Annotated in this window: 18 protein-coding genes, 2 tRNA genes, 1 pseudogene and 1 riboswitch; of the genes and pseudogenes, 13 read left to right on the forward strand and 8 right to left on the reverse strand. The window is 62.0% G+C overall.

Annotated elements, in window-relative coordinates; all coding sequences use genetic code 11:
- Positions 1-227 precede the first annotated feature (227 nt).
- The 5 genes from HMPREF2765_RS06410 to HMPREF2765_RS06430 all read right to left on the reverse strand — a co-directional run bounded on the left by HMPREF2765_RS06410 (position 228) and on the right by HMPREF2765_RS06430 (position 6,616).
- Complete coding sequence (locus tag HMPREF2765_RS06410) at positions 228-2,405, reverse strand: S9 family peptidase (RefSeq protein WP_070604759.1); 2,178 nt, start codon at positions 2,403-2,405, stop codon at positions 228-230.
- A 228-nt stretch (positions 2,406-2,633) separates the two neighbouring features.
- A complete protein-coding gene (rsgA, locus tag HMPREF2765_RS06415; protein ID WP_070604761.1) occupies positions 2,634-3,854 on the reverse strand; it encodes a ribosome small subunit-dependent GTPase A in 1,221 nt (406 codons plus the stop codon).
- Between the two features lie 86 nt (positions 3,855-3,940).
- Positions 3,941-4,771 carry an ABC transporter gene (locus HMPREF2765_RS06420; protein WP_070604763.1) on the reverse strand — a complete coding sequence of 277 codons (831 nt, stop codon included), beginning with the start codon at positions 4,769-4,771 and terminating at the stop codon, positions 3,941-3,943.
- Between the two features lies 1 nt (position 4,772).
- A complete protein-coding gene (locus tag HMPREF2765_RS06425) occupies positions 4,773-5,633 on the reverse strand; it encodes an ABC transporter permease (RefSeq protein ID WP_070604765.1) in 861 nt (286 codons plus the stop codon).
- The gene (locus HMPREF2765_RS06430; RefSeq protein WP_044150678.1) at positions 5,630-6,616 is read right to left on the reverse strand and encodes an ABC transporter ATP-binding protein; all 987 of its coding nucleotides are present in this window, start codon (positions 6,614-6,616) and stop codon (positions 5,630-5,632) included. Before HMPREF2765_RS06430 ends, HMPREF2765_RS06425 begins: the two co-directional genes overlap by 4 nt.
- 343 nt (positions 6,617-6,959) lie before the next feature.
- Positions 6,960-7,072, forward strand: a riboswitch (SAM riboswitch).
- Positions 7,073-7,177: 105 nt separating this feature from the next.
- Here HMPREF2765_RS06430 and HMPREF2765_RS06435 point away from each other — a divergent pair.
- The 3 genes from HMPREF2765_RS06435 to HMPREF2765_RS06445 all read left to right on the forward strand — a co-directional run bounded on the left by HMPREF2765_RS06435 (position 7,178) and on the right by HMPREF2765_RS06445 (position 10,725).
- Positions 7,178-8,524: a bifunctional o-acetylhomoserine/o-acetylserine sulfhydrylase gene (locus tag HMPREF2765_RS06435; RefSeq protein ID WP_070604767.1), complete on the forward strand. Its 1,347-nt coding sequence runs from the start codon at positions 7,178-7,180 to the stop codon at positions 8,522-8,524.
- A gap of 178 nt (positions 8,525-8,702) precedes the next feature.
- On the forward strand, positions 8,703-10,019 hold the full coding sequence (locus tag HMPREF2765_RS06440; protein ID WP_246824932.1) for a homoserine O-acetyltransferase MetX: 1,317 nt from the start codon (positions 8,703-8,705) through the stop codon (positions 10,017-10,019).
- A gap of 355 nt (positions 10,020-10,374) precedes the next feature.
- Positions 10,375-10,725, forward strand: a complete 351-nt coding sequence (locus tag HMPREF2765_RS06445) for a MerR family transcriptional regulator (RefSeq protein ID WP_070604769.1) — start codon at positions 10,375-10,377, stop codon at positions 10,723-10,725.
- Between the two features lie 138 nt (positions 10,726-10,863).
- Here HMPREF2765_RS06445 and HMPREF2765_RS09385 read toward each other — a convergent pair whose 3' ends face one another.
- Positions 10,864-11,325: a TipAS antibiotic-recognition domain-containing protein gene (locus HMPREF2765_RS09385; protein ID WP_246824935.1), complete on the reverse strand. Its 462-nt coding sequence runs from the start codon at positions 11,323-11,325 to the stop codon at positions 10,864-10,866.
- Between the two features lie 72 nt (positions 11,326-11,397).
- Positions 11,398-11,679: pseudogene (locus tag HMPREF2765_RS09390) on the reverse strand (MerR family transcriptional regulator); the annotation flags it as partial.
- A gap of 94 nt (positions 11,680-11,773) precedes the next feature.
- Between HMPREF2765_RS09390 and HMPREF2765_RS06455 the strand changes: the two are divergent.
- Positions 11,774-12,526 carry an alpha/beta hydrolase gene (locus tag HMPREF2765_RS06455; protein ID WP_070604775.1) on the forward strand — a complete coding sequence of 251 codons (753 nt, stop codon included), beginning with the start codon at positions 11,774-11,776 and terminating at the stop codon, positions 12,524-12,526.
- Between the two features lie 422 nt (positions 12,527-12,948).
- On the opposite strand, the gene HMPREF2765_RS06460 is transcribed toward HMPREF2765_RS06455, so the two are convergent.
- Complete coding sequence (locus HMPREF2765_RS06460; RefSeq protein WP_060823767.1) at positions 12,949-13,164, reverse strand: RNA-binding S4 domain-containing protein; 216 nt, start codon at positions 13,162-13,164, stop codon at positions 12,949-12,951.
- Between the two features lie 232 nt (positions 13,165-13,396).
- On the opposite strand from HMPREF2765_RS06460, the gene HMPREF2765_RS06465 reads away from it, so the two are divergent.
- The 9 genes from HMPREF2765_RS06465 to HMPREF2765_RS06505 all read left to right on the forward strand — a co-directional run bounded on the left by HMPREF2765_RS06465 (position 13,397) and on the right by HMPREF2765_RS06505 (position 24,256).
- Positions 13,397-14,776 (forward strand): glycine--tRNA ligase, encoded by a 1,380-nt coding sequence (locus HMPREF2765_RS06465; protein WP_070604777.1) that lies wholly within the window; start codon positions 13,397-13,399, stop codon positions 14,774-14,776.
- 126 nt (positions 14,777-14,902) lie between these two features.
- Positions 14,903-15,880, forward strand: a complete 978-nt coding sequence (locus HMPREF2765_RS06470; protein WP_070604779.1) for a GNAT family N-acetyltransferase — start codon at positions 14,903-14,905, stop codon at positions 15,878-15,880.
- A 207-nt stretch (positions 15,881-16,087) separates the two neighbouring features.
- On the forward strand, positions 16,088-17,254 hold the full coding sequence (dusB, locus tag HMPREF2765_RS06475) for a tRNA dihydrouridine synthase DusB (protein WP_044150672.1): 1,167 nt from the start codon (positions 16,088-16,090) through the stop codon (positions 17,252-17,254).
- 136 nt (positions 17,255-17,390) lie between these two features.
- Entirely contained in the window at positions 17,391-19,481 is a 2,091-nt protein-coding gene (dnaG, locus tag HMPREF2765_RS06480; protein ID WP_070604781.1) for a DNA primase, read from the forward strand.
- Positions 19,482-19,687: 206 nt separating this feature from the next.
- Positions 19,688-19,760: transfer RNA gene (locus HMPREF2765_RS06485), tRNA-Asn, on the forward strand.
- A gap of 560 nt (positions 19,761-20,320) precedes the next feature.
- Positions 20,321-21,193, forward strand: coding sequence for a phage holin family protein (locus tag HMPREF2765_RS06490; protein ID WP_005508823.1), 873 nt, complete (start codon positions 20,321-20,323; stop codon positions 21,191-21,193).
- 327 nt (positions 21,194-21,520) lie between these two features.
- The gene (locus HMPREF2765_RS06495; protein ID WP_070600715.1) at positions 21,521-22,726 is read left to right on the forward strand and encodes a glycosyltransferase; all 1,206 of its coding nucleotides are present in this window, start codon (positions 21,521-21,523) and stop codon (positions 22,724-22,726) included.
- A 109-nt stretch (positions 22,727-22,835) separates the two neighbouring features.
- Positions 22,836-22,909: transfer RNA gene (locus HMPREF2765_RS06500), tRNA-Ile, on the forward strand.
- A 273-nt stretch (positions 22,910-23,182) separates the two neighbouring features.
- Entirely contained in the window at positions 23,183-24,256 is a 1,074-nt protein-coding gene (locus tag HMPREF2765_RS06505; protein WP_070604783.1) for a hypothetical protein, read from the forward strand.

The following is a 24,256-nucleotide window of genomic DNA, read 5'->3' on the forward strand; positions in this document are numbered from 1 at the left end:
GATGTCGCTTCCGGAGGGTATAGCTACCCCTCGTTCCAGCCTGGTGCGAGCATGAGGAGGGGCGGTGTCGTCCGTAGTGACATCAGGGTGCCCGAAGCGAAGCGAGGGCGGGTGCCCCTGTAGGAACGAGGACGAACGCCGCCCCTCCAGTAACGCAACGTACCATAACGAGAAATGCTCCTTCCATATCTTCGAGATATAGAAGGAGCATTCTCTATTGCTGGGTGTTACTCAGTAACGCCGAGGTTGCTCATGAGGAACGCGTAATCCCACGCCATCTCGCGCCAACGCGTATACCGGCCGGAACCACCACCGTGACCGCCCGACATGTCAATCTTCAGCAGCGGTACCGGCGACGACGGGTCAATCTGCTCACGCAGCGCCGCAACCCACTTCGCAGGCTCCACGTAGAGCACGCGGGTGTCGTGCAGGCTCGTCACAGCAGCAATCGCCGGGTAACGGACCGGGCGGATGTTCTCGTACGGGGTGTACGACTTCATGTAGGCGTACACTTCCGGGTCCTCAATCGGGTTGCCCCACTCTTCCCACTCCATCGCCGACAGCGGCAGCTCCGGGTCGAGGATGGTGGTCAGCGCATCCACGAACGGTACGGCAGCCAGGCAGGCGGCGTACTTTTCGGGGGCGAGGTTCAGCACGGCGCCCATGAGCAGGCCGCCGGCGCTACCGCCGTAGCAGCCGATACGCGCCTCATCAGCCCACGGCTTAGCCGCAATGTAGCTGGTGACGTCCACGAAGTCGGTGAAGGTGTTCTTCTTCGCGAGCTTCTTGCCGTTCTGGTACCAGGAGCGGCCCATCTCGCCGCCGCCGCGAATATGCGCAATGACGTAGATGACGCTGCGGTCCAGGATCGACAGCATCGGGATGGAGAACATCGGGTCCATGGATGACTCGTACGAGCCGTAACCGTACTGGATGACCGGGTGCGGCTTGCTCATGTCCAGGTCGGCGCGGTGAATCACCGAGATCGGGATGAGCGTGCCGTCCGCCGCCGGTGCCCAGTCGCGGTATGCGCGGTAGTCCTCACGGTTGTAGCCGCCGAGTACCGGGGTTTCACGGCGCAGCAGCAGGGTCTGCGACATGGGGAAGTAGTCGTAGACGCGGCGCGGCGTCAGGTACGAGGTGTAGGCGATACGCAGCACGGGGGAGTAGTTCTCCGCACGCAGCACGGAGGCGGTGTACAGTTCCTCGTCGAAGCCGGCAGGTTCCATGAAGGTCACACCGGCGGGGCGGCGGCGGCGCCACTGGATGGGCAGCTGCTCACGCGGTGCGAGGAAGATGCGGGTGGTGGTGTCCGCGCGGGCGGTGACGACCAGGTGCGTTGCGGTGAAGGTGAAGCCCTCCAGGCGCACGTGTTCGCTGTGGCGGATGACCGGCACCCAACGCTGCGCGTACTCTTCGAGGCTTTCACCTTCGCGCGGCATGTCTGCGAGGACCAGCTCGGAGTTCAACGCATTGTAGTCGTGCTGAATCAGCAGGTGCTGCTCGCCGGCAATGTTGAGCGGCTCGGCGTAGTATTCGATGCCCGCGCTCTTGGGGATGAGCAGGGTCGGCTCACCCTTGGGCTCGCGGGTGGGGATGAGGCGCACCTCCGTGTACTCGGAATTCGAGCTGGTAATGACCACGGAGGAACGGTCGGAGCTCATGGCGGCACCGAGCCACATGGTGTTGTCCGGTTCCTCGTAAATCAGGTGGTCTTCGGTGCCCTGTCCGACGTCGTGCACGTAGACACGCCAGGGGCGCCACGACTCGTCGGGGACGAGGTAGATGAGCTGTTCGGCGTGGTTGATGAAGAAGGATCCCGCCGCAATGTTGGGGATGGTGTCTTCGAGGAAGGCGCCGGTTTCCATGTTGAGGAAGCGCTGCTCGTAGCGCTCGTCGCCCTTCTCGTCCACGGAAATGCTCAGCAGCTTGCCGTTACGTGCAGGCTGGAAGCTGCCGAGGGAGAAGAACTCCATGTCCTTGGCGTATTCGTTGCAGTCGAGGATGACGACTTCACCCTCGAGTACTTCGCCGGGGGTGACGGTCGGCGGGGTGTAGCGCACCACCTCGTCGCCTTCGTGCAGGGCGGGGTAGCGGTAGAAGACGGGGTACTGGCCGCCGGGCACCATACGGCTGTAGTACCACCAGTCACCGATACGGTTCGGGACGGTCAGATCCGACAGCAGGGTGCGGTCCTTGATTTCGTTGAAGATGGATTCGCGGAGGGGCTGCTGGTCTGCGGTGACAGCTTCGGTGTATTCGGCTTCTGCCTTGAGGTAGTTGAGGACCTCTTCGCTTTCCTTGTCGCGGAGCCATTCGTAGGGGTCGATGAAGACGTCGCCGTGGTGTTCGCGGCGGTGCTCGACCTTCTTCGGTACGGGCGGGGTGAGGTTCTGTTCAGCCATGCTGCCACCTCTTTCATTGAGTTATGGGTTTGTGAATGGTGTGTGCCGTCTGCGCCCGCGTTCCTGCGCCGCCGGGTGGCGGGGAGGATGCGCGGGGGAGTGTGGGCACGCCTAGTTCTAGTGTATCGAAGAGTGAGGCAGGCTACTATATTGCGGCATGTGCGGGGCTGCCCGGCTCAGCCTGTGGAAGCCCCGCGGTAGCCTCGCCGGGGCGTGCGCGTTTATCGGCTAGTTGGCGCGTCCCTTAATGGACATGAGCGTGCGGCGGCCCGCCTTGTTCGCCTTCGTGAAGGCGCGGTTACTCTGCCGGTACTCGCGCTCCTGAGAACGCAGGCGCAGGCGCGCGGATTCCGCCATCATCCTGCGGTAGCGTTCGAAGCGCTCGGGGTCGAGGGAACCGTCGGCGAGCGCCTGCTGCACCGCGCATCCGGGTTCGGAGCCGTGGGAGCAGTCGCTGTACCGGCAGGCGGAAGCGTAACCGGAGACGTCGTCGAAGGTTTCGTCAATCGCGGCGCTATCGCTCGTTGCGGCTAGGGCTCGTACGCCCGGAGTGTCGATCAGCACCGTGCCAGATGATGATTTTGCGTTGGTCGAGTCTCCTTCGCTTGAGCCTGTCACACCGGGCAGAACAATCATCTGGCGGCTGGTGGTGGTGTGGCGTCCCTTGCCGTCGGCACCGCGAACCGCGGAGGTTGCTTGTACCTGGTTCTCTGCGGCGTCTTCGCGGGGGTCGGCTCCCGGGTTGAGCAGAGCGTTGACGAGGGTAGATTTGCCTGCGCCGCTACGGCCCAGGAATGCGGCGGTGCGTCCGGCGACAAGCTCCGCCACCGGGGCAGGGTCGTAGCCGTTGTCCGTGCAGACGGTGAGTACCGCATCCACGCTGCCCGCGAGGGATTCCTCGTAGCCGGCGAGCTGTTCAGCCGTTACTAGGTCACCCTTGGTGAGAATCAGTGCGACCTGCACCCCGGAAGCGTGCGCCAGAGCGGTGTAGCGTTCAATTCGCCCAATGGACGGCTCGGGGAAGCACGGCTCAACAATGCAGAGCATATCCACGTTGGCGGCGACGGGCTGATCCGCAGATTCGCGGGTGGCGCTGGGGCGGGTGAGGTAGCTTCGGCGGGGCAGAATCGCGAGGGGTTTGTGCTCCGAGGGCTGGCTATTGCTACCGGTTCCAGGGATGGGCTGGGTGAGTACCCAGTCGCCCACGACGGGATACTCTTCTTCGCCGTAGTCGTTCTCAACCGGACGCAGGGGAGCGGAAAGCTTCACGAGTTCGCCCCGCTCGCAGGTCAGTAGCTCGCAGCGGGTGCGGTGCACGGCGCTGACGCGGGCGAGGGTGAAATCATCAAGGGTACCCCCGATGGTGAACGCGGCGCGGATTGCTGAACCCTGCCAGGAGGGGTCGAAACCGAGGGTCTCTAGCGTGTACGCGGTGGGAGGGGTGGGCACAGGATGTTCTTTCTTGGTTGCGGCGCCCGGATAGCGCGCCGGGGAGAGGGTATTTAAAAGGTTCGTTCTTTTTCAGGGTTCACCGTTTACAACAGCGAGGCGCGGGCGCCGGCGCGGATGCGGCGGGCGGCAAGGAAAGTCAGCCCCAACCCGATAGCGGCGTAGAGTATCGCCAGGGCTGTGTCCGCTGCCAGGAGCGCGAAGAGATCCGGCGCGGTGCCGCCCGCAATATCGCCAGAGGTATCTAAAGCCTGCACCAGTCGGGACCCGGGGACCCACGAACACACCCACGCAAGCCAGCCGGGGTAGGTGCTCACCGGCACAATCACGCCCGCGCTCACCGGCAGAATAATCGACAGAAAATTCGACCCCGTGTACGGATCCGACAGGTACAGACCGAGCCCGGCGGCAAAAATGCCCAGGCAGACCCCGCCCAGAACCGCAACCGGCATCAGCGCAATGGCTCCAATCAGAAGCCCCGAAGCCGCCCCGGTAGAGGGTGCCGTGAGGGACAGTAACCACACGATGCCCACATTGCTCAGACCCGTCACGGATGCCAGCAACGCGGGTACCGCCGCCGCACCGAGCCAGTAGCCAGCATCCACCGGGCGAGCCGTACACACGTACTCGAAGACGCCAATCCACCGGTCGGTGGCAACGCGCGCGACAATACCGGCTGCCACGGAGCTGAGGGTGGCAATCAGAGCAGACGCGCAGCCGATGCGTACTGTATCGTTCGCGGCAAGATCAGCGCCCAGAAGCACCGTGAAAAGCACGTTAAGACCGGGTACGAGAACCAGGGTCGTGATGGCCGTTCCGAGGGTTGCGAAGGTAATAGAAGATGACCAGCCAATAGAGGCGGTAGACAGCGCCCGACGCACCACGCCGGGCAGAGAATCAGTAGAGAGAACACGCACGCTACATCGCCCCCAGAGTGCCGCGACGATGGGCGGAGGCGAGAGCCTTCCGAGCAAAGAGGAAGGCGCACAACGCCCAGATGAAGCTCACAGCCAGAGTCTGTGCCACGGGTAGGAGCGCATCCGCCGGGGTAGTGATGGCGGTACGCCCAAGTAGCAGGTGAACCGGCGCCTGCAGGGGAATGAGCACGCCCGCGGCATCCAGCCAGGCAGGCGCCTCAACGGTCGTGAAAAGAACCCCGGAAAGAATAAACACCGGCACGAGCAGAAGCTCCTCATAGGCGATAGCGTTCGGCGTTGCCACGAAGAACACCGCAATCATGAACGTGACCGACAAGCAGGCAAGCCACAGCAGGGGAACGCCCAGAACGTAGCGCGGCCAGAGGGCAGAAAAGTCCGTGACCTGCGGGTTTAGCGTTACGAGAGCCCAAACCGCCCACGATAGAGGCAAAGCCGCCAGGCCCACAATGGAGGCGCTCGAAACGATAGCCGCCAACACCCGCACCGGAGAAATCGACCCCGAACACAGGTACACGAGGGTCCCACGGAAACGCTCAAAATTAATGATGCCCGCCGACACGACGCAGACCGACCACATGCCCACAATGCCCGCGCGGGTCCACGCGAGAGTTGGGTCAACGGAGTGACCCGCGGAGCTCTGGGCCGCCGCGTGCACGGCGAGCGCTTGAAGGATAACCGACCCGAGCACCGTGCTGATGAGCAGCTGAATAAAGTACGGGACCGTCAGGAACTGTCGCAGGCTAAATCCCATGAGCCGCAGCTGGCGGGCGCACTCCTGCCTCAGGTCGTACTGCTGGCCCCGGGTTTGGGACTCTTCCGAGCGTCGCGTCTGAGTACTCATCGCTTGAGCCCCTCCGCCATCGCCAGGTATGCCTCTTCCAGGGTTGCCGGGCGCGTGTACGGCTCGGTTCGTGCCCCGATGTTCGCGGCGGCGAGCCCCTCCGCCAGGATGCGGTGCGCCTCGCCCGCCTCGAACGTGGCGCGCTCGCCGTGCCAGTAGAGGGTCAGTTCCCAGCCGGAACCACGCGGGGCAAAAAGTACCGCCGCCTTATCGTGGAGGAATCCGCGTAGTGTATCAAGACCCTCGGTGGCGGTGGGATCCACCTGAACCACAGTCGTGGCGGCAATACCGGCGTGTGCGGCAACGTCCTCGAGACTGCCGCTCACCGCAACGGAACCGGCGCCCAAAACGGTGATGGTATGCGCCAGGTCCTCGATTTCGCCCAGTAGGTGACTCGTCAGCAGAACGGCGGCGCCGTCCTCCGCGAGGGAGCGGATGAGGGTTCGCACGGTCAGGGCGATATCGGGGTCGAGCCCGTTGGTCGGCTCGTCCAGCAGGAGCAGGGCGGGGGAGCCGAGCAGCGCGCGAGCGATGTGCAGGCGCTGCTTCATGCCGCGGGAAAACTCCTGAAAGGGTCGCGCCGCCGCATCGGTGAGTTCCACGCGGGCTAGGGCGTGGTCCACCTCGCGCCGCCGGCTCCGCCCGGAAACCCCCGCAACATCGGCGAAGAAGAGCAGGTTGTCGCGGGCGCTGGCGCGCGGGTAGAAGCCGCTATCCCCGCCGAGTGCGAGACCCACGTGACGGCGTGCCCGCTGCGGGTGAGCGATGGCGTCAACACCGTTCACGGTGAGGCTACCGCTGGTGGGGGTGAGCAGGGTCGAGCACATCTGCACGGTCGTCGTTTTGCCCGCACCGTTGGGGCCGAGAAGAGCGTGAATCTCGCCGGAGCTAACGCGAAGCGAGACCCGGTCGACGGCGGTAAAAGCGTTTTCACCTTTGCCAAAGACTCGGCTGAGCTGCGCGGCGTCAAGAACAAGAGACATGGTAGGTAACCTTCGGGTATGACCCTCTGGCCCCTATACCGGAGGGATGCTGGGCAGGATAAACAGCGGAGTGTGCCGCGCCCTGCGTGAGTGTATGTGTAGTCTCAGTGTACCGAAAAGCATCGAAAAAGTGATGGGAATTACTATTTGGAGGGTGGGGCACTCGCTCTGAAAGCACTATCCATGAGGCACCACCTGCGCAGCGGATTCCCGTGTCATATTCACCGACAGCATGAGCTTCATCGACGTTAAAAAACGTCATCTTTGCAATGAAATGTCTTAAAGTGCCGTTCACCCACAAAACCCTTGACCCCACCCAACGCCCTATGACACCCTGAATACAGGTCAAGAGCGCCAGCGATAAGCCCCAGCTAGCTGGCCGGCAACCCTCCTCCGCGGTGGGGTGCCCTGGGTGAAGACCAGGCGGCACGCAAAAGCGTGACGCAAGCGCGGGACCGATGTGACCGAATCCGGTACATCAATCGTGACAGGATTATTCGACGACGATTCCTGTACCGCTCGGCATGCGGCCCCCTAACTATCCCCTTAGGAGAGCCAAGCATGAGCAACAACACTACCGTCCCGACTCCCGCCAACCCCGCCGGTTGGAAGTTCGAAACCCGCCAGATCCACGCAGGTCAGGCGCCGGATGCCGCAACGGGAGCTCGGGCACTACCCATCTACCAGACCACCTCTTATGTCTTTGACAGTGCAGAGCAGGCCGCAAACCGTTTCGCTCTCGCCGAGCTGGGACCCATTTACACCCGCATGAACAACCCCACCCAGGAAGTAATCGAAAACCGCATCGCTTCCCTGGAAGGTGGCGTTGGCGCGCTGCTGCTGGCCTCCGGTCAGGCAGCTATTACCTACGCAATCCTGAACATTGCCGGTGCAGGCGACCACGTTGTTGCTTCGCCCTCCGTGTACGGCGGCACCTACAACCTGCTCAAGTACACCCTCGCCGACCTGGGCATTGAAACCACCTTTGTTGAGGACCCGGACGACCTGGACGCATGGCGCGCCGCAGTCCGCCCCAACACCAAGCTCTTCTACGGCGAGTCCGTGCCCAACCCCCGCAACGACGTGCTCGACATTGAGCCCATCGCCAAGATCGCGCACGAAAACGGCGTACCCCTGATCGTGGACAACACCGTACCCACCCCGTACCTGCTGCGCCCCATCGAGCACGGCGCAGACGTAGTCGTCCACTCCGCCACCAAGTACCTGGGCGGCCACGGCACCTCCATCGGCGGCGTGATCGTTGACTCCGGTAACTTCGACTACGGTGCAGACCCCGAGAAGTTCCCCAAGTTCAACCAGCCCGCCCCCGGCTACCACGGCCTGGTCTACGCACGCGATTTGGGTAAGGACTCCGCGTTCGGCGCGAACCTCTCCTACATCCTGAAGGCGCGCGTCTCCCTGCTGCGTGACACCGGCGCCGCAATCTCCCCGACCAACGCCTTCAACATCGGCATTGGTCTGGAGACTCTCTCCCTGCGCATCGAACGCCACATTGAGAACGCCACCAAGGTCGCCCGCTGGCTCGAAGCAAACCCGCAGGTCGACAAGGTCATCTGGGCTGGCGTGGAATCCTCCCCCTGGTACGAGCGCGCACAGAAGTACCTGCCCAAGGGCCCCGGCGCGGTGCTCGGTTTCACCCTCAAGGACGCAACCCTGGAGGAGACCCGCGACTTCGTGGACGCCCTGAAGCTGCACTCCAACGTGGCGAATATCGGTGACGTACGCTCGCTCGTGATTCACCCCGCCTCCACCACCCACTCCCAGCTTTCCGCTGAGGAACTGGAGAAGATTGGCGTGTACCCGAACTTCGTCCGCCTGGCAGTCGGTATCGAGAACATCGACGACATTCTCGCCGACCTGCAGCTGGGCTTCGATACCCTCTCCTAAACGGTGATGCAACCCGCAGGTGGACCGGAAGGCAACGGCTTCCCGGTTCATCTGCGGCCCCGTTACAGCACTTTTCGCAGCGGGTAGCGTTGGCTGCCCCGTCAGTACTTGAGTCCGCCGGAGCGTACCCGCTCACACCCGGCACTATCCCGCCGGCCAACCCCGTGGAGGGAACCCTATGACTACCCCGCTCAACTCCACCCAAACCACCACTACCAACCAGCCCGTGACCGCGCCCATCCCCGTGGCGGGCACCCGCACCGAGCACCCCGAGGCGCAGGGCTACCTGCGTCAGCTGAACATCGGCGACCTGGAACTTGAGTCCGGCGTAACCCTGCCGCAGGTCACCATCGGCTACGAAACCTGGGGCACCCTCAACGAGGCTGGCGATAACGCCATCCTGATTTTGCATGCGCTCACCGGTGATACGCACGTCTCCCGTGGCGTACCCACCCCGGATATGCCCGCCCCGCTGATTCGCGCCATCGAGTCCGACGGCTGGTGGGAAGGCATCGTGGGCCCCGGCTCGGTCGTGGACACCAATCGCTACTTCGTGATTGCCCCCAATATTTTGGGCGGTTGCTACGGCTCCACCGGGCCGGCAAGCATCATTCCGGAAGGCTACCCGGGTGCCGGTGAGCACTGGGGTTCCCGCTTCCCGCAGGTAACCATCCGTGATTCTGTGCGTGCTGAGGCGCACCTGGCGCGTGCCCTGGGCGTGACCAGCTTCCGCTACGTGATTGGTGGTTCTCTCGGTGGCGCTCGCGCCCTGGAGTGGGCGGCAACCAACCCCGAGCTGGTGCGCGGATGCGCGGTCATCGCCTCCGGCCCTTCTGCTACGGCGGAGCAGATTTCATGGGCTCACACCCAGAACATTGCGATTCGTTCGGACGCGAACTTCGCCGGCGGCGACTACTACAACGGTCCCGCGCCGACTGCGGGTCTTGCCCTGGCGCGCCGTATTGCGCACACCACCTACCGCAGCCCCGCCGAGCTGGAGCACCGCTTCGGTCGCGAGGAGAACCGCGGCGAAAGCACCGTGGGCGGTTCGCTGGGTGAGCCACGCGGCCGCTACGCCATCGAAAGCTACCTGGATCATCACGGTGCCAAGCTCGTGGAGCGTTTTGACGCGAACAGCTACCTTGCGGTCAATGAGGCGTTGATTTCGCACGATGTGGCGCGCGGTCGCGGCACTCTGGCGCAGGCGCTGGCGCATACCGATTGCGAGTGGACGATTGCGGCGGTGAACACGGATCGCTTGTTCTTCCCGCACGAGTCGCACCGTCTGGCGGAGGCGCTGCCCACCCCGGTCGCCGTGGATATTATCGAGTCGAACCACGGCCATGACGGCTTCCTGATTGAGGCGAAGCAGGTGGAGAAGATTCTGGCGCGCGCCCTGGGTGTTGAAGATGAATCTGCTACCCCGAGCGAGGCGCAGCGTGAGCGTGAGGCGCTGGACTCGATGACTCGTCTGTACGGCGCTGTTACTCGCTAACTCAACCGGCACCCGAAGGCGTTTCACGCATCCTGTTGAATGTTGTTTTATCCAAACAGTGGGTGTGGGATTGTGAGGGAATGACTGGGTATTCTCAACTGTCCTTCCGCCCACCGTGAATTAACCTTCACCCTTAGGGTTATGTAATAGAATGCCGGGCGTTCGTATGATGCGAGCGTCCGGCATTTTTTCTATCTTTTTGAAGTGTGTTGTGCCAAGTCAGGGAATATTTTCCGGTTTTTCTGGCACTTTTTGAAAGCTCCGCGAGATACCGCGGAAGCAGCCTCCTGTTGCACTGGAAGGTAAGGGTTCTCAGTTTGCTTTAGACCCGCTCTAACCCCATAGCATTAACGCTGTGGTAAGTATTCAAGAGGTAGCGGAGCAGTTGGGGGTGAGCACCCACGCCCTGCGCTATTACGAAAAAGAGGGGCTCATTGCGGTGCCCCGTGATGCTCACGGAACCCGTATTTTTGATGAGGAGTCTATCTCCGCAACACGGTTTATTGCTACCTGCCGTCAGGCCGGCATGAGTCTTGCCGACATTCGTACAATCTTGGACAATCCGGATGATCATGCACTCTCCGTTGATGTGATGGAGCGAGCCCGCCGAAAGATTGAAAACGAGATTGCGGGGTTGCAGCAGAACCTTGAGCACCTGGATCGCCGTATTCAGGAGCACCGCAGTCACCTCGATGGCACCCGCTAGATAACCGTCTAATTTTCATGCAGGTATGCACGCCGACGCCCGGTATTCCCGACGTGGGGAATACCGGGCGTATTTTTGTGCTCAGCTGGCATGCTCGGCTACTCAAGCTGAGTTACTAGGTATCTCCACTCCGGAGGCTTACCCCCAGGTAGCTTCCTGCGGGTCAATACCGTGTGCACGAGCATTCTCGTAGATGACATCCCGCAACCACTCCGCGAGCCCGGTCGCAAGCTTCTCGTAGTACGCCTTGAAGCGGGCATCCTCAACGTAACCGCGGGCTAGAATAGCGTGCTTAGCGGGGGTAACCTCAAAGAAGAACAGGGAGGCGCGGTGCCGCTCGGCGAGCGCATTCGCCTCCTCACTGCCCGGCTTCACGCCGCGGTTGAATGCCTCGACGAGGGCCTGCTCTACCTCGTCAACCTGCTGTTTGCCGTTTTGCCAGTCGGCACGGTCCATTGAGGCAGTGCGGCGCTGGTATTCAGCCCAGTCGTCAGTTTTTCCGTAACGTTCCTGTGCTTCCTGCTGGTGGGCGAGGCTGAACCCTTCACCCATAATCTCTGCTTTTTCGGCGGCGCTGAGTTGCTCATTTTTAGGTGCCATGGTGTCCTCCAAAAGGTGTTCGATGGTTTCAAGCATGCGCCCGTACGCGGCGATTTTGCGTTGAAGCATATCCCGCTGAGCGAGCAGATGCTCGGTGCTGTTCGCCCGATCCTGCAGTATGTTGCGAATGGCGTCAAGGCTCATGCCGATGGCGCGGTATCCCATGATGACGGTGATTCGTTCAAGATCTGTATCGGTGTAGTACCGGTACCCGTTGAACTCATCATGTGCCGGGTTGAGTAAGCCCCGCTGCTCCCAGTGGTGAAGTGTGCGGACTGTGAGCCCGTGCAATGATGCCGCTTCTCCCACGGTGTATTCGTGCTGCCCGTCAGGTGGTGTTATATTCGCGTCCATGGTTTCACTCTAAAACCTCACGTTAGGTGAGGGTCAAGCTAGCGGCGGAACCTGCGGTGCAGGTTTGCGGGGGAGTCCTCGCTAAGATGGGTTCATGAGCGAAAACAAATACGTCGTCGAATACACCCGCCCCGAGAATGAACGTGCAGGCACCCACCTGGTGCTCATGCTGCACGGCTACGGCTCCCAGGAACACGATCTGCTGTCTCTGGCGGCGCACCTTCCGCAGGAAGGCTTCACCTACGCCTCCATGCGTGCACCGCAGCCGGTTGGCACCCAGTTCTCCGCGGACTCGACCGGCGCCTACATTGCCGCAGACGCTATCGGCTACCAGTGGTACCCGCTGAACCAGCAGCTCGAATCTGACCAGCGCGCCATTGAGCAGGCGAGCGACTACGTGCTGGAGTGGGTGCGCGCGAACCGCGAACCGTACGCTTCGGTGACCTTGCTGGGCTTCTCGCAGGGTATGGGCATCGCAACTTCGATGGTGCGTCACGCCCCCGGCGAGTTCGCCGCTGTGGTGGGTCTGTCCGGCTACGCGGTAGATTCTGATTCGCCGTACTTCAAGGATGAGGAGCTGAAGAAGACCGAACTGCCGGTGTTCTTCGGCCGCGACCAGGAAGACACCGTCATCCCGCAGGAGATGGTGAACTACACCTACGACTGGATCCGCAAATACACTGACGGCATTAAGGTGTTGTACGCCGGTGCGGGTCACGGCGTGAGCGCCATGGAGATTCGTCACGTGGGCGAGTTCTTGGAGGTGAAGGTGCAGGGTAAGGAGCCGCGTATTCGTGCGCAGAAGGTTGCGGAGGCGACCGGCACCGCTGACGGCTCCGACGCATAAAACGACATATGGAAAGCCCCCGGGTCATCAACTCGGGGGCTTTACGTTGAGCTTTTGCTTCCGTCTGGTTCTGTGCAGTTTCGTTTGGATTCCGCGCTGAAGGCGGTTATCGTCCTCGTTCCTACAGGGAACCCGCCCTCGCTTCGCTTCGGGCACCCTGATGTCACTTTCGGACGATACCGCCTTTCCGCGCTGGGGCACAGTGCGGGTGCGGCCGTGTTTTCCGGATGCGCCTTCAGGGTGTCAGCCCGGGCGCTCTCCGATGCGGAGCGAGGAGGAAGCGGAGCGTCCGGGTGACGGGTGCCCCTGCGTAGGCGCGGAGGAAATATGCGGCGCCCCGCCCCTGCTTGGTGAGGGGAGGAACGAGGACGTACACCGTACCTCACTCTAACGCCCTATCTCAAGCGGAATAAGAGGTCGGGTTAGTCCTCGTGCGCAACCTTCACGGTCACGCCGTTGAAGCTGACGGTGTCGCCGGGGTGCAGCTGCTTGCCGCGTGCTTCCTCAATGTCGCCGTTGACCTTTACCAGGCCGTGCTGAATGACCTCGCGTGCCTGCGCGCCGTCCTCTACGAGGTTGGCGAGCTTGAGGAACTGGCCGAGGCGGATCATGTCGTCGCGAATAAAAATTTCTTCCATGCTTCCTAGTTTATCCCGCCGGGTGCATCCTGGCGTCCGGCAAAAATGGGGGAGTGGTGGGCCGAGTAGGCATACCCAGGGGCGGGTTGGTGATGGTACCCTAGTGTCTTGCATCAAAAAGTGTGCATATTGCGCCGATGAGCGCGAATGCGGGCGCCCCGTTCTGGGCGGCGTCCCTTATGAACCCGAACTCACGCACGTCACAGCCGGTGGCGGGGCAGAAGGAGTAACTATGGCTGAAAAGTCCACCCTCGATAACGTTATTGCGCTTGCGAAGCGCCGCGGCTTTGTTTTCCAGGCCGGTGAAATTTACGGCGGTTCCCGCTCCGCATGGGACTACGGCCCCCTCGGGGCGGAGCTGAAGGAAAACATCCGTCAGCAGTGGTGGCAGCGTTTCGTCCGCTCCCGTGCGGACATGGTTGGCCTGGACTCCTCTGTTATTCTGCCTCGTGCGGTGTGGGAGGCATCCGGCCACGTGGCGACCTTCACCGACCCGCTGGTTGAGTGCCTGTCGTGCCACAAGCGTCTGCGTCAGGATCACCTGCTGGAGAACTTTGAGGCGAAGAAGGGCCGCGCGGCTGAGGGCATGGAAGAGATTGCCTGCCCGAACTGTGGCACCCGTGGCGAGTGGACCGAGCCGCAGAACTTCTCCGGCCTGATGAAGACCTACCTGGGCCCGGTCGATAACGAGGAGGGTCTGCACTTCCTGCGCCCGGAGACCGCTCAGGGCATTTTCGTGAACTTCAACAACGTGGTGACTGCATCCCGTAAGCGCCCGCCGTTCGGTATTGGCCAGATCGGTAAGTCGTTCCGTAACGAGATCACCCCCGGTAACTTCATCTTCCGTACCCGCGAGTTCGAGCAGATGGAAATCGAGTACTTCGTGCACCCGGACGACGCTGACAAGTACTTCAACGAGTGGGTTGAGGACTGCTGGAACTGGTTCGTTGACCTGGGCATCAACCCGGACAACATGCGCCGCTTCGACGTTCCCAAGGAAGAGCGTGCACACTACTCGGCTGGCACCATTGACGTTGAGTACCGCTTCGGCTTCCAGGGCTCCGAGTGGGGCGAGCTGATGGGTGTTGCGAACCGTACCGACTACGACCTGGGCGTTCACAACAAGCACTCCAACGCGAAGCTTGAGTACTTCGACCAGGCTACCGGCGAGCGTTACGTGCCGTACGTGATTGAGCCGTCCTTCGGTCTGACCCGCTCCATGATGGCGTTCCTCGTTGACGCATACGTTGAGGACGAGGCACCCAACACCAAGGGTGGCGTGGACAAGCGCGTCGTGCTGAAGCTTGACCCGCGCCTGGCACCGGTCAAGGCTGCTGTTCTGCCGCTGTCCAAGAAGGCTGAACTGTCTGAGCCGGCAACCAAGCTGGCGAACGAGCTGCGCGGCCTGTGGAACGTGGACTACGACGAGGCGGGCGCTATTGGTCGCCGTTACCGCCGCCAGGATGAGATCGGTACCCCGTTCTGCATCACCGTGGACTTCGATACCCTCGAGGATCAGGCTGTGACCATCCGCGAGCGTGACACCATGAACCAGGAGCGTGTGGCTCTGGATCAGGTGAAGTCCTACCTGGCTGCACGCCTGGCAGGCTAAAAATATTCATCACACGGTCGGCGGGTAGCCTCTTAGAGCGAAAGAGGCTACCCGCCGTCGTGTATTTGGGCTACCCTGGTTAGACTGATTGGCACGATAGACGCGAGCGAAGGAAGGCACACGGATATGGCTGAACGCCTTAGCGAAAAATTTGAGATTCGCCCCTGGCAGGAGGGTGATGACCTTGCCCTGCTTGAAATCTGGAACTCTGCCCGCAATGAGGTTGAGGAGCGCCAGCGTGGCCTTTTCGGCCCGGATACGGATGCGCCGTTTAGCCGCACTCTGGTGGTGACTGTTTCGGGTGTTCCGGTGGCGGCGGGTACCGTGGTGGCTTCGCTGCTGCATCCGGCGCGTCTGTGGTCGTATGTTGAGGTGGCGGCTGATCACCGCCGTCAGGGTATTGGTACCGCGCTGCTGAATGCGCTGCGTGAGATTGCGGCGGCGCACGGTCAGACCACTGCTCTGCGCGTGAAGCTAGCGCCGTTTAGCGACGGTGAGGAGTTCGCGCAGGCTGCCGGCATGAAGCTGATTCAGCGCTCCCGTATGGTGCGTGTGGAGCCGGGCGCGATTCCCCCGGTGTCTCTGCGTGAGGATGCTGACGGTAACGAGACTCAGGCGATTGAGGATTTGGCGACCGGTTCGGTGGAGCTGACTTCTGCGCTGTGGAATTTTTACCGCCGCGCTCACGAGTGGGATGTGCCCGCCGAGGTGGGTCTGGGTACCGTGAACCGCTACTTCCTCTCGGATGAGGTGCGCGCTTTTGGTGCCGTGGTGCTTCGCGACCACATTCGCGAGGCGGCTGCCGAGGGTAAGAAGGGTCAGATTGTGGCCTTTGCGGTGAGCTACCACCCCTTCGAGACCGACCCGGAGGCGGCGCTGGTGAATGAGAACACCGCCACCGAGCTGCTGCTGGGCTACGACTTCGATAATGAGGGTGCCGTGGAGGCGATTATGCAGGTGCTGTCCCTGCTGAGCGCTAAGTACCCGGTACTGGTTGAGGTTGATGACGCCATGGAGGCGCTGGTTCAGGTGACCGACGTGCTGCTGCGCGCCGGTACCGCCTCGGTGGAGGGTGACCCGACTTATATTTACGTGACCGAGTAGGCTCTCGGGTAGGTTCCCGAGTGTATTCTCGGCACCGAGCCTGCTGGCTGGCTCTTGCTGAAAGGGGCGGGGGAGCGGAATGCTCCTCCGCCCCTTGTGCGTGCTGCCCCTTTGGGCACACCGGCTCCTTGCGTACCTGTACTGTTCCGCTGTACCCCCTCAGCTGAGTCCGGTTCTCGATTTGCCCCCGTATGCCACAATATAGGGGTGAATTCTGAAGCACCCCGTCTTACCCTTCCGCCCCTGAAACTGGGCAAACTGACCGTTGATACTCCCGTGGTTCTCGCCCCGATGGCTGGCGTGACCAATAAGGCTTTCCGTCGCCTTTGCAGTGAATATGGCGGCGGCCTGTACGTTACCGAGATGGTGACTGCGCGCGCCCTCGTGGAGCGTAAGCCCGAGTCCATGCGCATTATTGAGCATGACCCGGACGAGAAGATCCGCTCCATCCAGATTTATGGTGTGGACGCGGTCAACGTCGGTAAGGCTGTGCGCATGGTCGTTGAAGAGGACCGTGCAGACCACATTGACTTGAACTTTGGCTGCCCGGCTCCTAAGGTGACTCGCCGCGGTGGCGGTGCCGCCCTGCCCTGGAAGACTGACCTGTTCACTGCGATTGTGCAGACCGCGGTGAAGGAAGCATCCCGCAACGATATTCCGCTGACCATTAAGATGCGTAAGGGCATCGACGATGACCACATTACGTTCTTGGAATCCGCCAAGATTGCGCGTGATGCCGGTGTTGCGGCGATTGCCCTGCACGGTCGTACTGCGGCTCAGCATTATTCGGGTAAGGCTGACTGGGATTCGATTGCGCAGCTACGCGAGCTGATTCCGGATGTGCCGATCCTGGGTAATGGCGATATTTTCTCCGCAGAGGATGCGGTGCGCATGGTTGAGCAGACCGGCGTGGACGGCGTGGTGATTGGTCGCGGCTGCCAGGGTCGCCCGTGGCTGTTTGGCGACCTGCAGAATGCGTTTGAGGGTTCGTCGGAGCGTATCCGCCCGACCCTGACCGAGGTGTCGGACATGATTTACCGCCACGCAGAACTGCTGGTGGAAACCTTCGGCGATGAGACCCGAGGCCTGCGCGAGATCCGCAAGCACGTGGCGTGGTACTTCAAGGGCTACCCGGTTGGCGGTGAGCTGCGCGCGAAGATGGCTCAGGTGCCCGACCTGGCGACGTTCCGTGAGCTGATTGCTCAGCTGGACCACTCGATTGGTTACCCGGGTGCCGCTGTGGAGGGTTCGCGCGGCCGCGCCGGTAGCCCCAAGCAGCCGCACCTGCCCGATGGCTGGCTGGATTCGCGCATCCTGGGGGACGCTGAGCGTCTGGGCCTGGCGGAGGCTGAGCTGGATATTTCCGGCGGCTAAACACCTGTACTTGTGTGCCGCGGCGTGCTGTTTGCGCGTCGCGGCGCATCCTTTTTGTGAGCCTGTTCGGGCGTTATTTCCCGCGCCTATAACGCCTGCGACGCTACCTGTTGACCCTCACCGTAGAATTGAGTTTATGGCTGGATTAATCCGCAAAGAAGACATTGACGAAGTCCGCGCCCGTACCGATATCCGCGAAATCATTGAAGGCTATGTGAGCCTCAAAAGCGCCGGTATAGGCACCTTCAAGGGGCTGTGCCCGTTCCACGACGAGCGCACGCCCTCCTTCAATGTGCGCCCGCAGGTCGGCTCGTACCACTGTTTTGGCTGCGGTGAATCCGGTGACGTGTACTCCTTCGTCATGGCGATGGAGCACACCAGTTTCGTTGAGACGGTGGAGCGTCTTGCCGCGCGCATCGGCTACACCCTGCACTATGAGGGCGGTAAGCCCGGCGACCGCTACGAGGCGGGTATGCGCCGCCGCTTGCTCGACGCGCACAAGATTGCCGCCGAGTTCTTCGAACGCAACCTCTACAGCGCTGATGCGCAGGAGGCGCAGCGCTTCCTCGGTGCCCGCGGCTTCGACCCCGCCGCAACCCGCAAGTTCGGTGTCGGCTACGCACCCCGCGGCTGGGACCACCTGCTCAAGCACCTTCGCTCCCAGGGCTTCACCGACGAGGAGCTGAAGGCGACCGGCATGTTCTCCGAGGGCAACCGCGGCCTGTACGACCGCTTCCGTGGCCGCATCATCTGGCCGATCCGCACCATCGCCGGTGAGACCATCGGCTTTGGTGCCCGCCGCCTCTTCGATGATGACCAGGGCCCCAAATACCTGAACACCCCCGAGACGCAGCTGTATAAGAAATCCCAGGTGCTCTACGGCATTGACCTGGCAAAACGCGATATGACCAAGACCAAGCAGGTCGTCATCGTGGAAGGCTACACGGACGTCATGGCGGCACACCTTGCCGGCATCACCACCGCCGTTGCCACCTGTGGTACCGCGTTCGGTCCCGGCCACATCAAGATGGTGCGCCGCATGATTACCGACGACGGCTCCGGCGGAGAAATCATCTTCACCTTCGACGGTGACGCCGCAGGACAGAAAGCCGCCATGGCAGCTTTTCAGGAGGATCAGCGTTTTGTGGCGCAGACCTTCGTGGCGGTTGCTGAGAACGGCATGGACCCCTGCGACCTGCGCCTGCACAAGGGCGACGCCGCCGTGCGCTCGCTGATTGCTTCGCGCCGCCCGCTGTTCGAGTTCGCGATTGATTCGACCCTCGCCAAGTACGACCTGGCGACCCTGGAGGGCCGCGTGCTGGCGATGCGTGCCATCGCCCCGATTATTGCCGGCATCAAGGACCGCGACCTGCGCCCCGCCTACATGCGTAAGGTATCCGGTCAGCTCGGCCTGGAGCTGGACGAGATTCAGCGTGCCGTGGCGTACGCGCAGAACCACCCGAAGCTTTCGCGGACCCAGCAGGCGGAGGCTCCCGCCGCCGTGCCGCGTTATGAGCGTCTGAATGAGGGGCCGCAGGGCGTGCCGGGCACACCGGGCTATACGGGTGCTCAGGGCGCAGTTCATGCTGACGCGCCCTACGACCCCGCCTACGATGCGCCGCCCCCGGAAGATTACGCCGCACCCAGCGCCTACGCCGGGCAGAACGCTGCCGCGCACCCGCCGAGCAGCATTCAGCCCACCGCACCCCAGCCGGAGGCGACCGCCCCCGCCGTCGAGGAGTTCCTCACCCCCGACCCGCGCGACCCGGTTGCCCGCCTCGAAAAGGCGGCGCTCGAGATTGCCCTGCAGCACCCCGAGCTCATCAGCGTGGAACAGTGGCGTAACCTCGCCACCGTGCAGTTCCGCTACCGCACCCATCGTGAGGTGGCCGCCGGCATTATTCACGCGGCAACCGTCATGGCGCCCACCCCCGGCATCGAGTGGATTAACTGTGTACGTTCCGGTGCGGTAGAAGGTGTGCACCCCGCCATCGCGGAGCTTGCCGTCTCACCGCTACCGGTCAGCAGTGCCGAGCGTCTGCCCGGTTTCGTCACCGGTGCGCTCAATGCTCTGTTTGAGCAGCAGATTGCCCGCCAAAAGTCCGACCTGATGATGCGCCTAGAGCAGCTCAGCGCAAACCCCGATGACGAAGAGTTCGAAGCAGTACAGCGTCAGCTCCTCGAACTGGAAATGCGCCGCCGCCAGCTCACAGCCCAGCGCGGCTAAGCATGATTCCTTCTGGGAGCCCCGGCAACCTGTCGAATGTCCTGCGTTCTGCATGTTGCCGGGGGAGCGCCACCGGTCAGTAGAGGGCAACACCAGCCCCAGCCCAAAGAGTGATGCACTTCACGGCATTTCAAGTTGCGGAGCCCAAACAGCCCCGGTATAGTTATTACTCGTTGCAAGGGAAACCAGCAACGAAAACAAAATAATCCCCCGTAGCTCAATTGGCAGAGCATTCGACTGTTAATCGAAGGGTTACTGGTTCGAGTCCAGTCGGGGGAGCGTATAAAGCAAGAACCCTCAAGACTTCGTCTCGGGGGTTCTTGCTTTATCTGTTCCTCTGGCTCGAACCAGTAACCCCTCGGGCTTGCGCCCTCGGCGAGGCAAAGATTTTTGTTTCCTCGCGCGCTCGGAAAATCTTCGCCTCGCCAGTTCGAGTCCAGTCGGAACGTTCTCCCCAAGTCGTGAACCAGCAACCCCTCGGGCTTACGCCCTCGGCGAGGCAAAGATACTTCACCCTGTAAAAATGTACCCTGCAAAAATGTGAAGTCTAACGCACAGAGAAGTTCTCTGCCCACACACGCCACACGCCCGCCTAACGCACGGCGGGGGAGCGGCGCATCGGCATCCTCTTACGCCTACTCCAGAGCAAATCCACAGGCGCAACCAAACCTAGAAAGCTACGCCTGCAGCTCAATGCAGCCTCCAGAAAGTCGAAAATACCTGAAGAGATAGCGCAAACCCCCGTTCAAACGGTCACGCGGAGGTATCATAAGGGGCTAAACTATAGGAGGTGGAGTGCGAAAAAGAAGCCTCCAAAAACACGTCACGGAGAGGTGGTCATGACCACTACTACTAATCCCAAGGCACCTAAGCGTTTCTTTGCTGGCATCAGCGGGATTAAGTCCGGCGTCGCGAACATCATCGACGCTGGCAAAACCTTCAAGACCCTCGGACCCAGCCAGGTCAAGGACGAAATCCAGATTGCAAAGCACGAGCTGAAGACCAAGGGCATCGCCGTTGGTAAGGGTGCGGCCTTCTTCGGCGTCGCAGCAGTCTTCGGTCTGTTCCTGATCATTGCGCTGGTCGCCGCAGCAATCCTCGGCCTCGGCACCGTCATGCCCTACTGGGCATCCGCGCTGGTCTTCGCCCTCATCTTCCTCATCGTCCTGGCAATTTGCGCCCTGGTCGGTCTGAAGAAGGTCAAGGCACAGCTGCCGTTCAAGCCCGAATCCGCAATCTTCGGTCTGCTCTTCGACCTCGGCGTACTCAAGGAAGGTACCGCCATGTCCGCTGAGCGCTTGAAGAAGGAACAGGCAGAGCGTGCAGAGCAGAAGGCTAAGGAAGCTGAAGAAGCAGCAGAACGCGCACGTCAGGAAGCTGAAGAGCGCAAGGCACGCGGTGAGGAAGAGCCCAAGCCGCCGACCTTCGAAGAGCTCAAGCAGCGCACCGCAGAACGCCGCCAGCACCTGGCAGCCCTGCGCGACGACCTGCAGTCCTACACCGGCGACGTTCAGAACAACACCCAGCAGGCTCTGGATGCTCTCAAGGCAGTGCCCTCCGAGGTTGCCGCAGGTGCAGCAGCTACCGGCCGCGGCCTGGCAGAGAACGTGCGCAAGCCCGAGGTTCTGCAGGCACGCTGGAAGTCCTTCGCAGCACTGGGCGCATCCATTGCAACCGTCCTGCACTTCCTGAACCGCCTGGTACGCCGCTAAACCCGGTACACCATAAACCCAGTCGCCGCTAAAGCCGGCGCATAGGTTTAACGCCAAGCGTCCAAACGCCCCGATACTTGTATCGGGGCGTTTGTGCGTCTACAGGCAGGTTGCCGACTTCTGTCTCAACGTGAGGTTTAGAGGTAACTCCCAGCCAAAACCCTCCCTCTACGAGTCGGAGAAGGACGCAGCTCACAGGTAGAATAGACAAGTGCTGTACGTACTGGATCCACCCGGTGCACGCGGCAGACAGAGGTAGAGCGGCGCACCGTCGCACCCGAAACCCCAAAGTCACCGACACACTACACCCCGATGAGGAGCCCCGTCATGGAACAGGCAAAGACGATTCTGATTGGCGCAGAAACCTACCCGCCGGACATCAACGGTGCAGCACAATTCGGTCACCGCCTCGCCACCTCCATGCTCAAGCGCGGCCACTCCGTACACGTAGTTGCTGCCAGCCCCATCCCCGGCCCCAGCTACCGCACCGAAGTAGAAGGCGGCATCGTGGAGCACCGCCTGCGCTCGCACCTGCCCCCGACCCATGAGACGAACCGCATCTGCCTGCCTTGGGAGATCTGGTCCGAGGTCGGCGCAATCCTCGACGAGGTCCGCCCGGATGTGGTGCACGTGCAGTGCCACTACATTATTGGTCGCGCCCTCATCTTCCAGGCGAAGCGCCGCGGTATCCGCGTCATCTCCACGAACCACTTCATGCCGGCGAACCTTGACCCGTTCCTGCCCTTCCCCTCCGCAGTGAAGCGTGTGATTGAGAAGATCACCTGGAAGGACATGCGTTTCTGCTTCTCCAAGACTGCGGTCGTCACCACCCCCACCCAGATTGGTGCGGATGCGATGCGCGACCTGGGCCATTTTGATCGCCCCGTCATGCCCGTTTCTAACGGTATTGAGATCAGCGACTACGAGCTGGCTGAGGGTGCTGACGCCGGCAAGGTTCCCGGTGAGCTGCGTATCGCCTTCGTGGGCCGCCTGGCTGAAGAGAAGAACGTGGACGTGCTCATCGAGGCGCTCTCCCTGCTGCCGGATACTCTCGAGCACGTGGTGCTGGATATCGCCGGTGGCGGCGAGCTGCGTGAAGCTCTCGAACAGAAGGCGCACGATTGCGGCGTGTCCGACCGCGTGATTTTCCGCGGCTTCGTTCCGGAGGAGCATCTGCCCGAGGTGTACCAGATGGCTGATGTGTTCTGCCAGCCCGGTACCGCCGAACTGCAGTCCCTGGTTTCCCTGGAGGCGATGAGCGCCTCCACCCCCGTGGTGCTCGCGAACGCGCTGGCTCTGCCGCACCTGGTGGAGGACGGTGTGAACGGCTACCTCTTCGAACCCAATAACGCTCAGGATTTGGCGAAGAAGCTGGAGGCTGTGCTCTCCCTGCCCGCTGCTGAGCGTGAGCAGATGGGTCGTGAGTCCCGCCGCATCGTGGGCTTCCACAGCGCTGAGAACACCTGGCGCACCTTCGAGGAACTGTACGTGAGCGACGCTCCGTACCAGCGTTACCTGGATTCGCGCCGCTAAGCTTCTCTAGCCCCTGGGCGGCGGATTGAGCGTTTTTCGTTCTCAGTCACCGTTCAGGTACTCTAGAGGATGGTGCTGGCGTCCATTGCGCGCCGTCACTGCACCGGATGGGGAGTTAGCTCAGCCGGTTAGAGCAGGGGACTCATAATCCCTTGGTCGCGGGTTCGAGCCCCGCACTCCCTACGGCCCCGCCCGTCGACTTCACCCACTTGTCGGCGGGCGGGGCTTTTTCGCGCCCTCTTTTCGTGCTCTTTTGTCATGCTCTCGGAGGCGCGTATTTTCGTGCATGGAATGCATCAACGGTGATGAAAATGAGTAAATGACGAACGAAGACGCACCATAGCGTTCAATACGGTAGGGTTGAAGAGTCTTGTCACGAAAGACAGTGTGATGCCGCCGGTAGATGCCGATTCAGCCGGTAGGTGTTGCTTCCACACACCATACGAGAGGATCTCAATGTCGGAGAACACTCCCAACAACCCGTCGCAGGGTGCATCTGCAGCCGGTGGCTACGGCTACGATGCCGGTGCACACCCCGCGCAGGATGCTTCGCTTCCGGGTCAGGCTGCTCAGCTGGGTAATGTAGCTCAGGCTGCTCAGCCGAGCCAGCAGGGTAATGTTGCTCAGTCTGCCGCACCGGTAGCACCGCAGCAGCCCGTTCAGCCTCAGCAGGCGCCCCAGCCCGCTCAGGTAAACGCTAATGCGCAACCGAATGCTGAGGCTCAGGCAGCCCCCGCACAGCCCGGTCAGCCTGCCGCCGCACCCCAGCCCGGTACTGCTCAGCCTGGGGCCGCGCAGCCCGGTCAGCCCGGCCAGGCAACCTATGCGCCGAGCGCACCGCATCCGACGGTGAAGGCACTGGGCGCTACCTGGAACGCGTTCCTGGACGTTTTCTCCAGCAACCCGGCGACCGCGCACGCCCGCATCTCTGCCGCCGGTGCGTGGGGTTGGATTGTTCCCACGACTCTGCAGGCGCTGGTGGGTGCCTTCTTCTTCAGCCAGCTGATTATCCTGGCTGCCGTTATCGCGATGTCCATGGTGGGCTACATGTTCGGCGGTCGAGGCGGTGCCGCTTACGGTGGTGCCTACGCCGCACAGGCCGTGCCGACCGGACGCATGATTCTGGCGTACGTGCTGATGGCTCTTGCAATCTTCGGTGTGCAGGTTCTGCGCGGTGTGCAGCTGCAGCTGACCGCGCGTATCGGTAAGGCGCCGACCTCCTTCACCGCGAGTATGCACGCCGTGTCGGTGTCTTCCCTGGCGCTGATTCCTTCGTTCCTGGTGCTGAACCTGCTCGTGTTCTTCCTGACCCTCACCCGTAGCGGTGGTGGTGCGTTCTTCCTGACCATGCTCATAGTCCTGGTGCTTGCTTTCGCCGTGTTCTCGGGTGAGGCTCTCACCTATCTGGGTCTGAACCGTCTGGGCCGCTTCGCGAAGTCCCCGATTATCATGCACGCGGCGCTGAGCACCGCATGGGTTCTGGCGTCCATGGTCGTCTATTACGTGGCGATTCGCCTGATGGGAGCCTAG

It is taken from the genome of Rothia sp. HMSC062H08, assembly GCF_001810775.1.
Lineage (GTDB): Bacteria > Actinomycetota > Actinomycetes > Actinomycetales > Micrococcaceae > Rothia.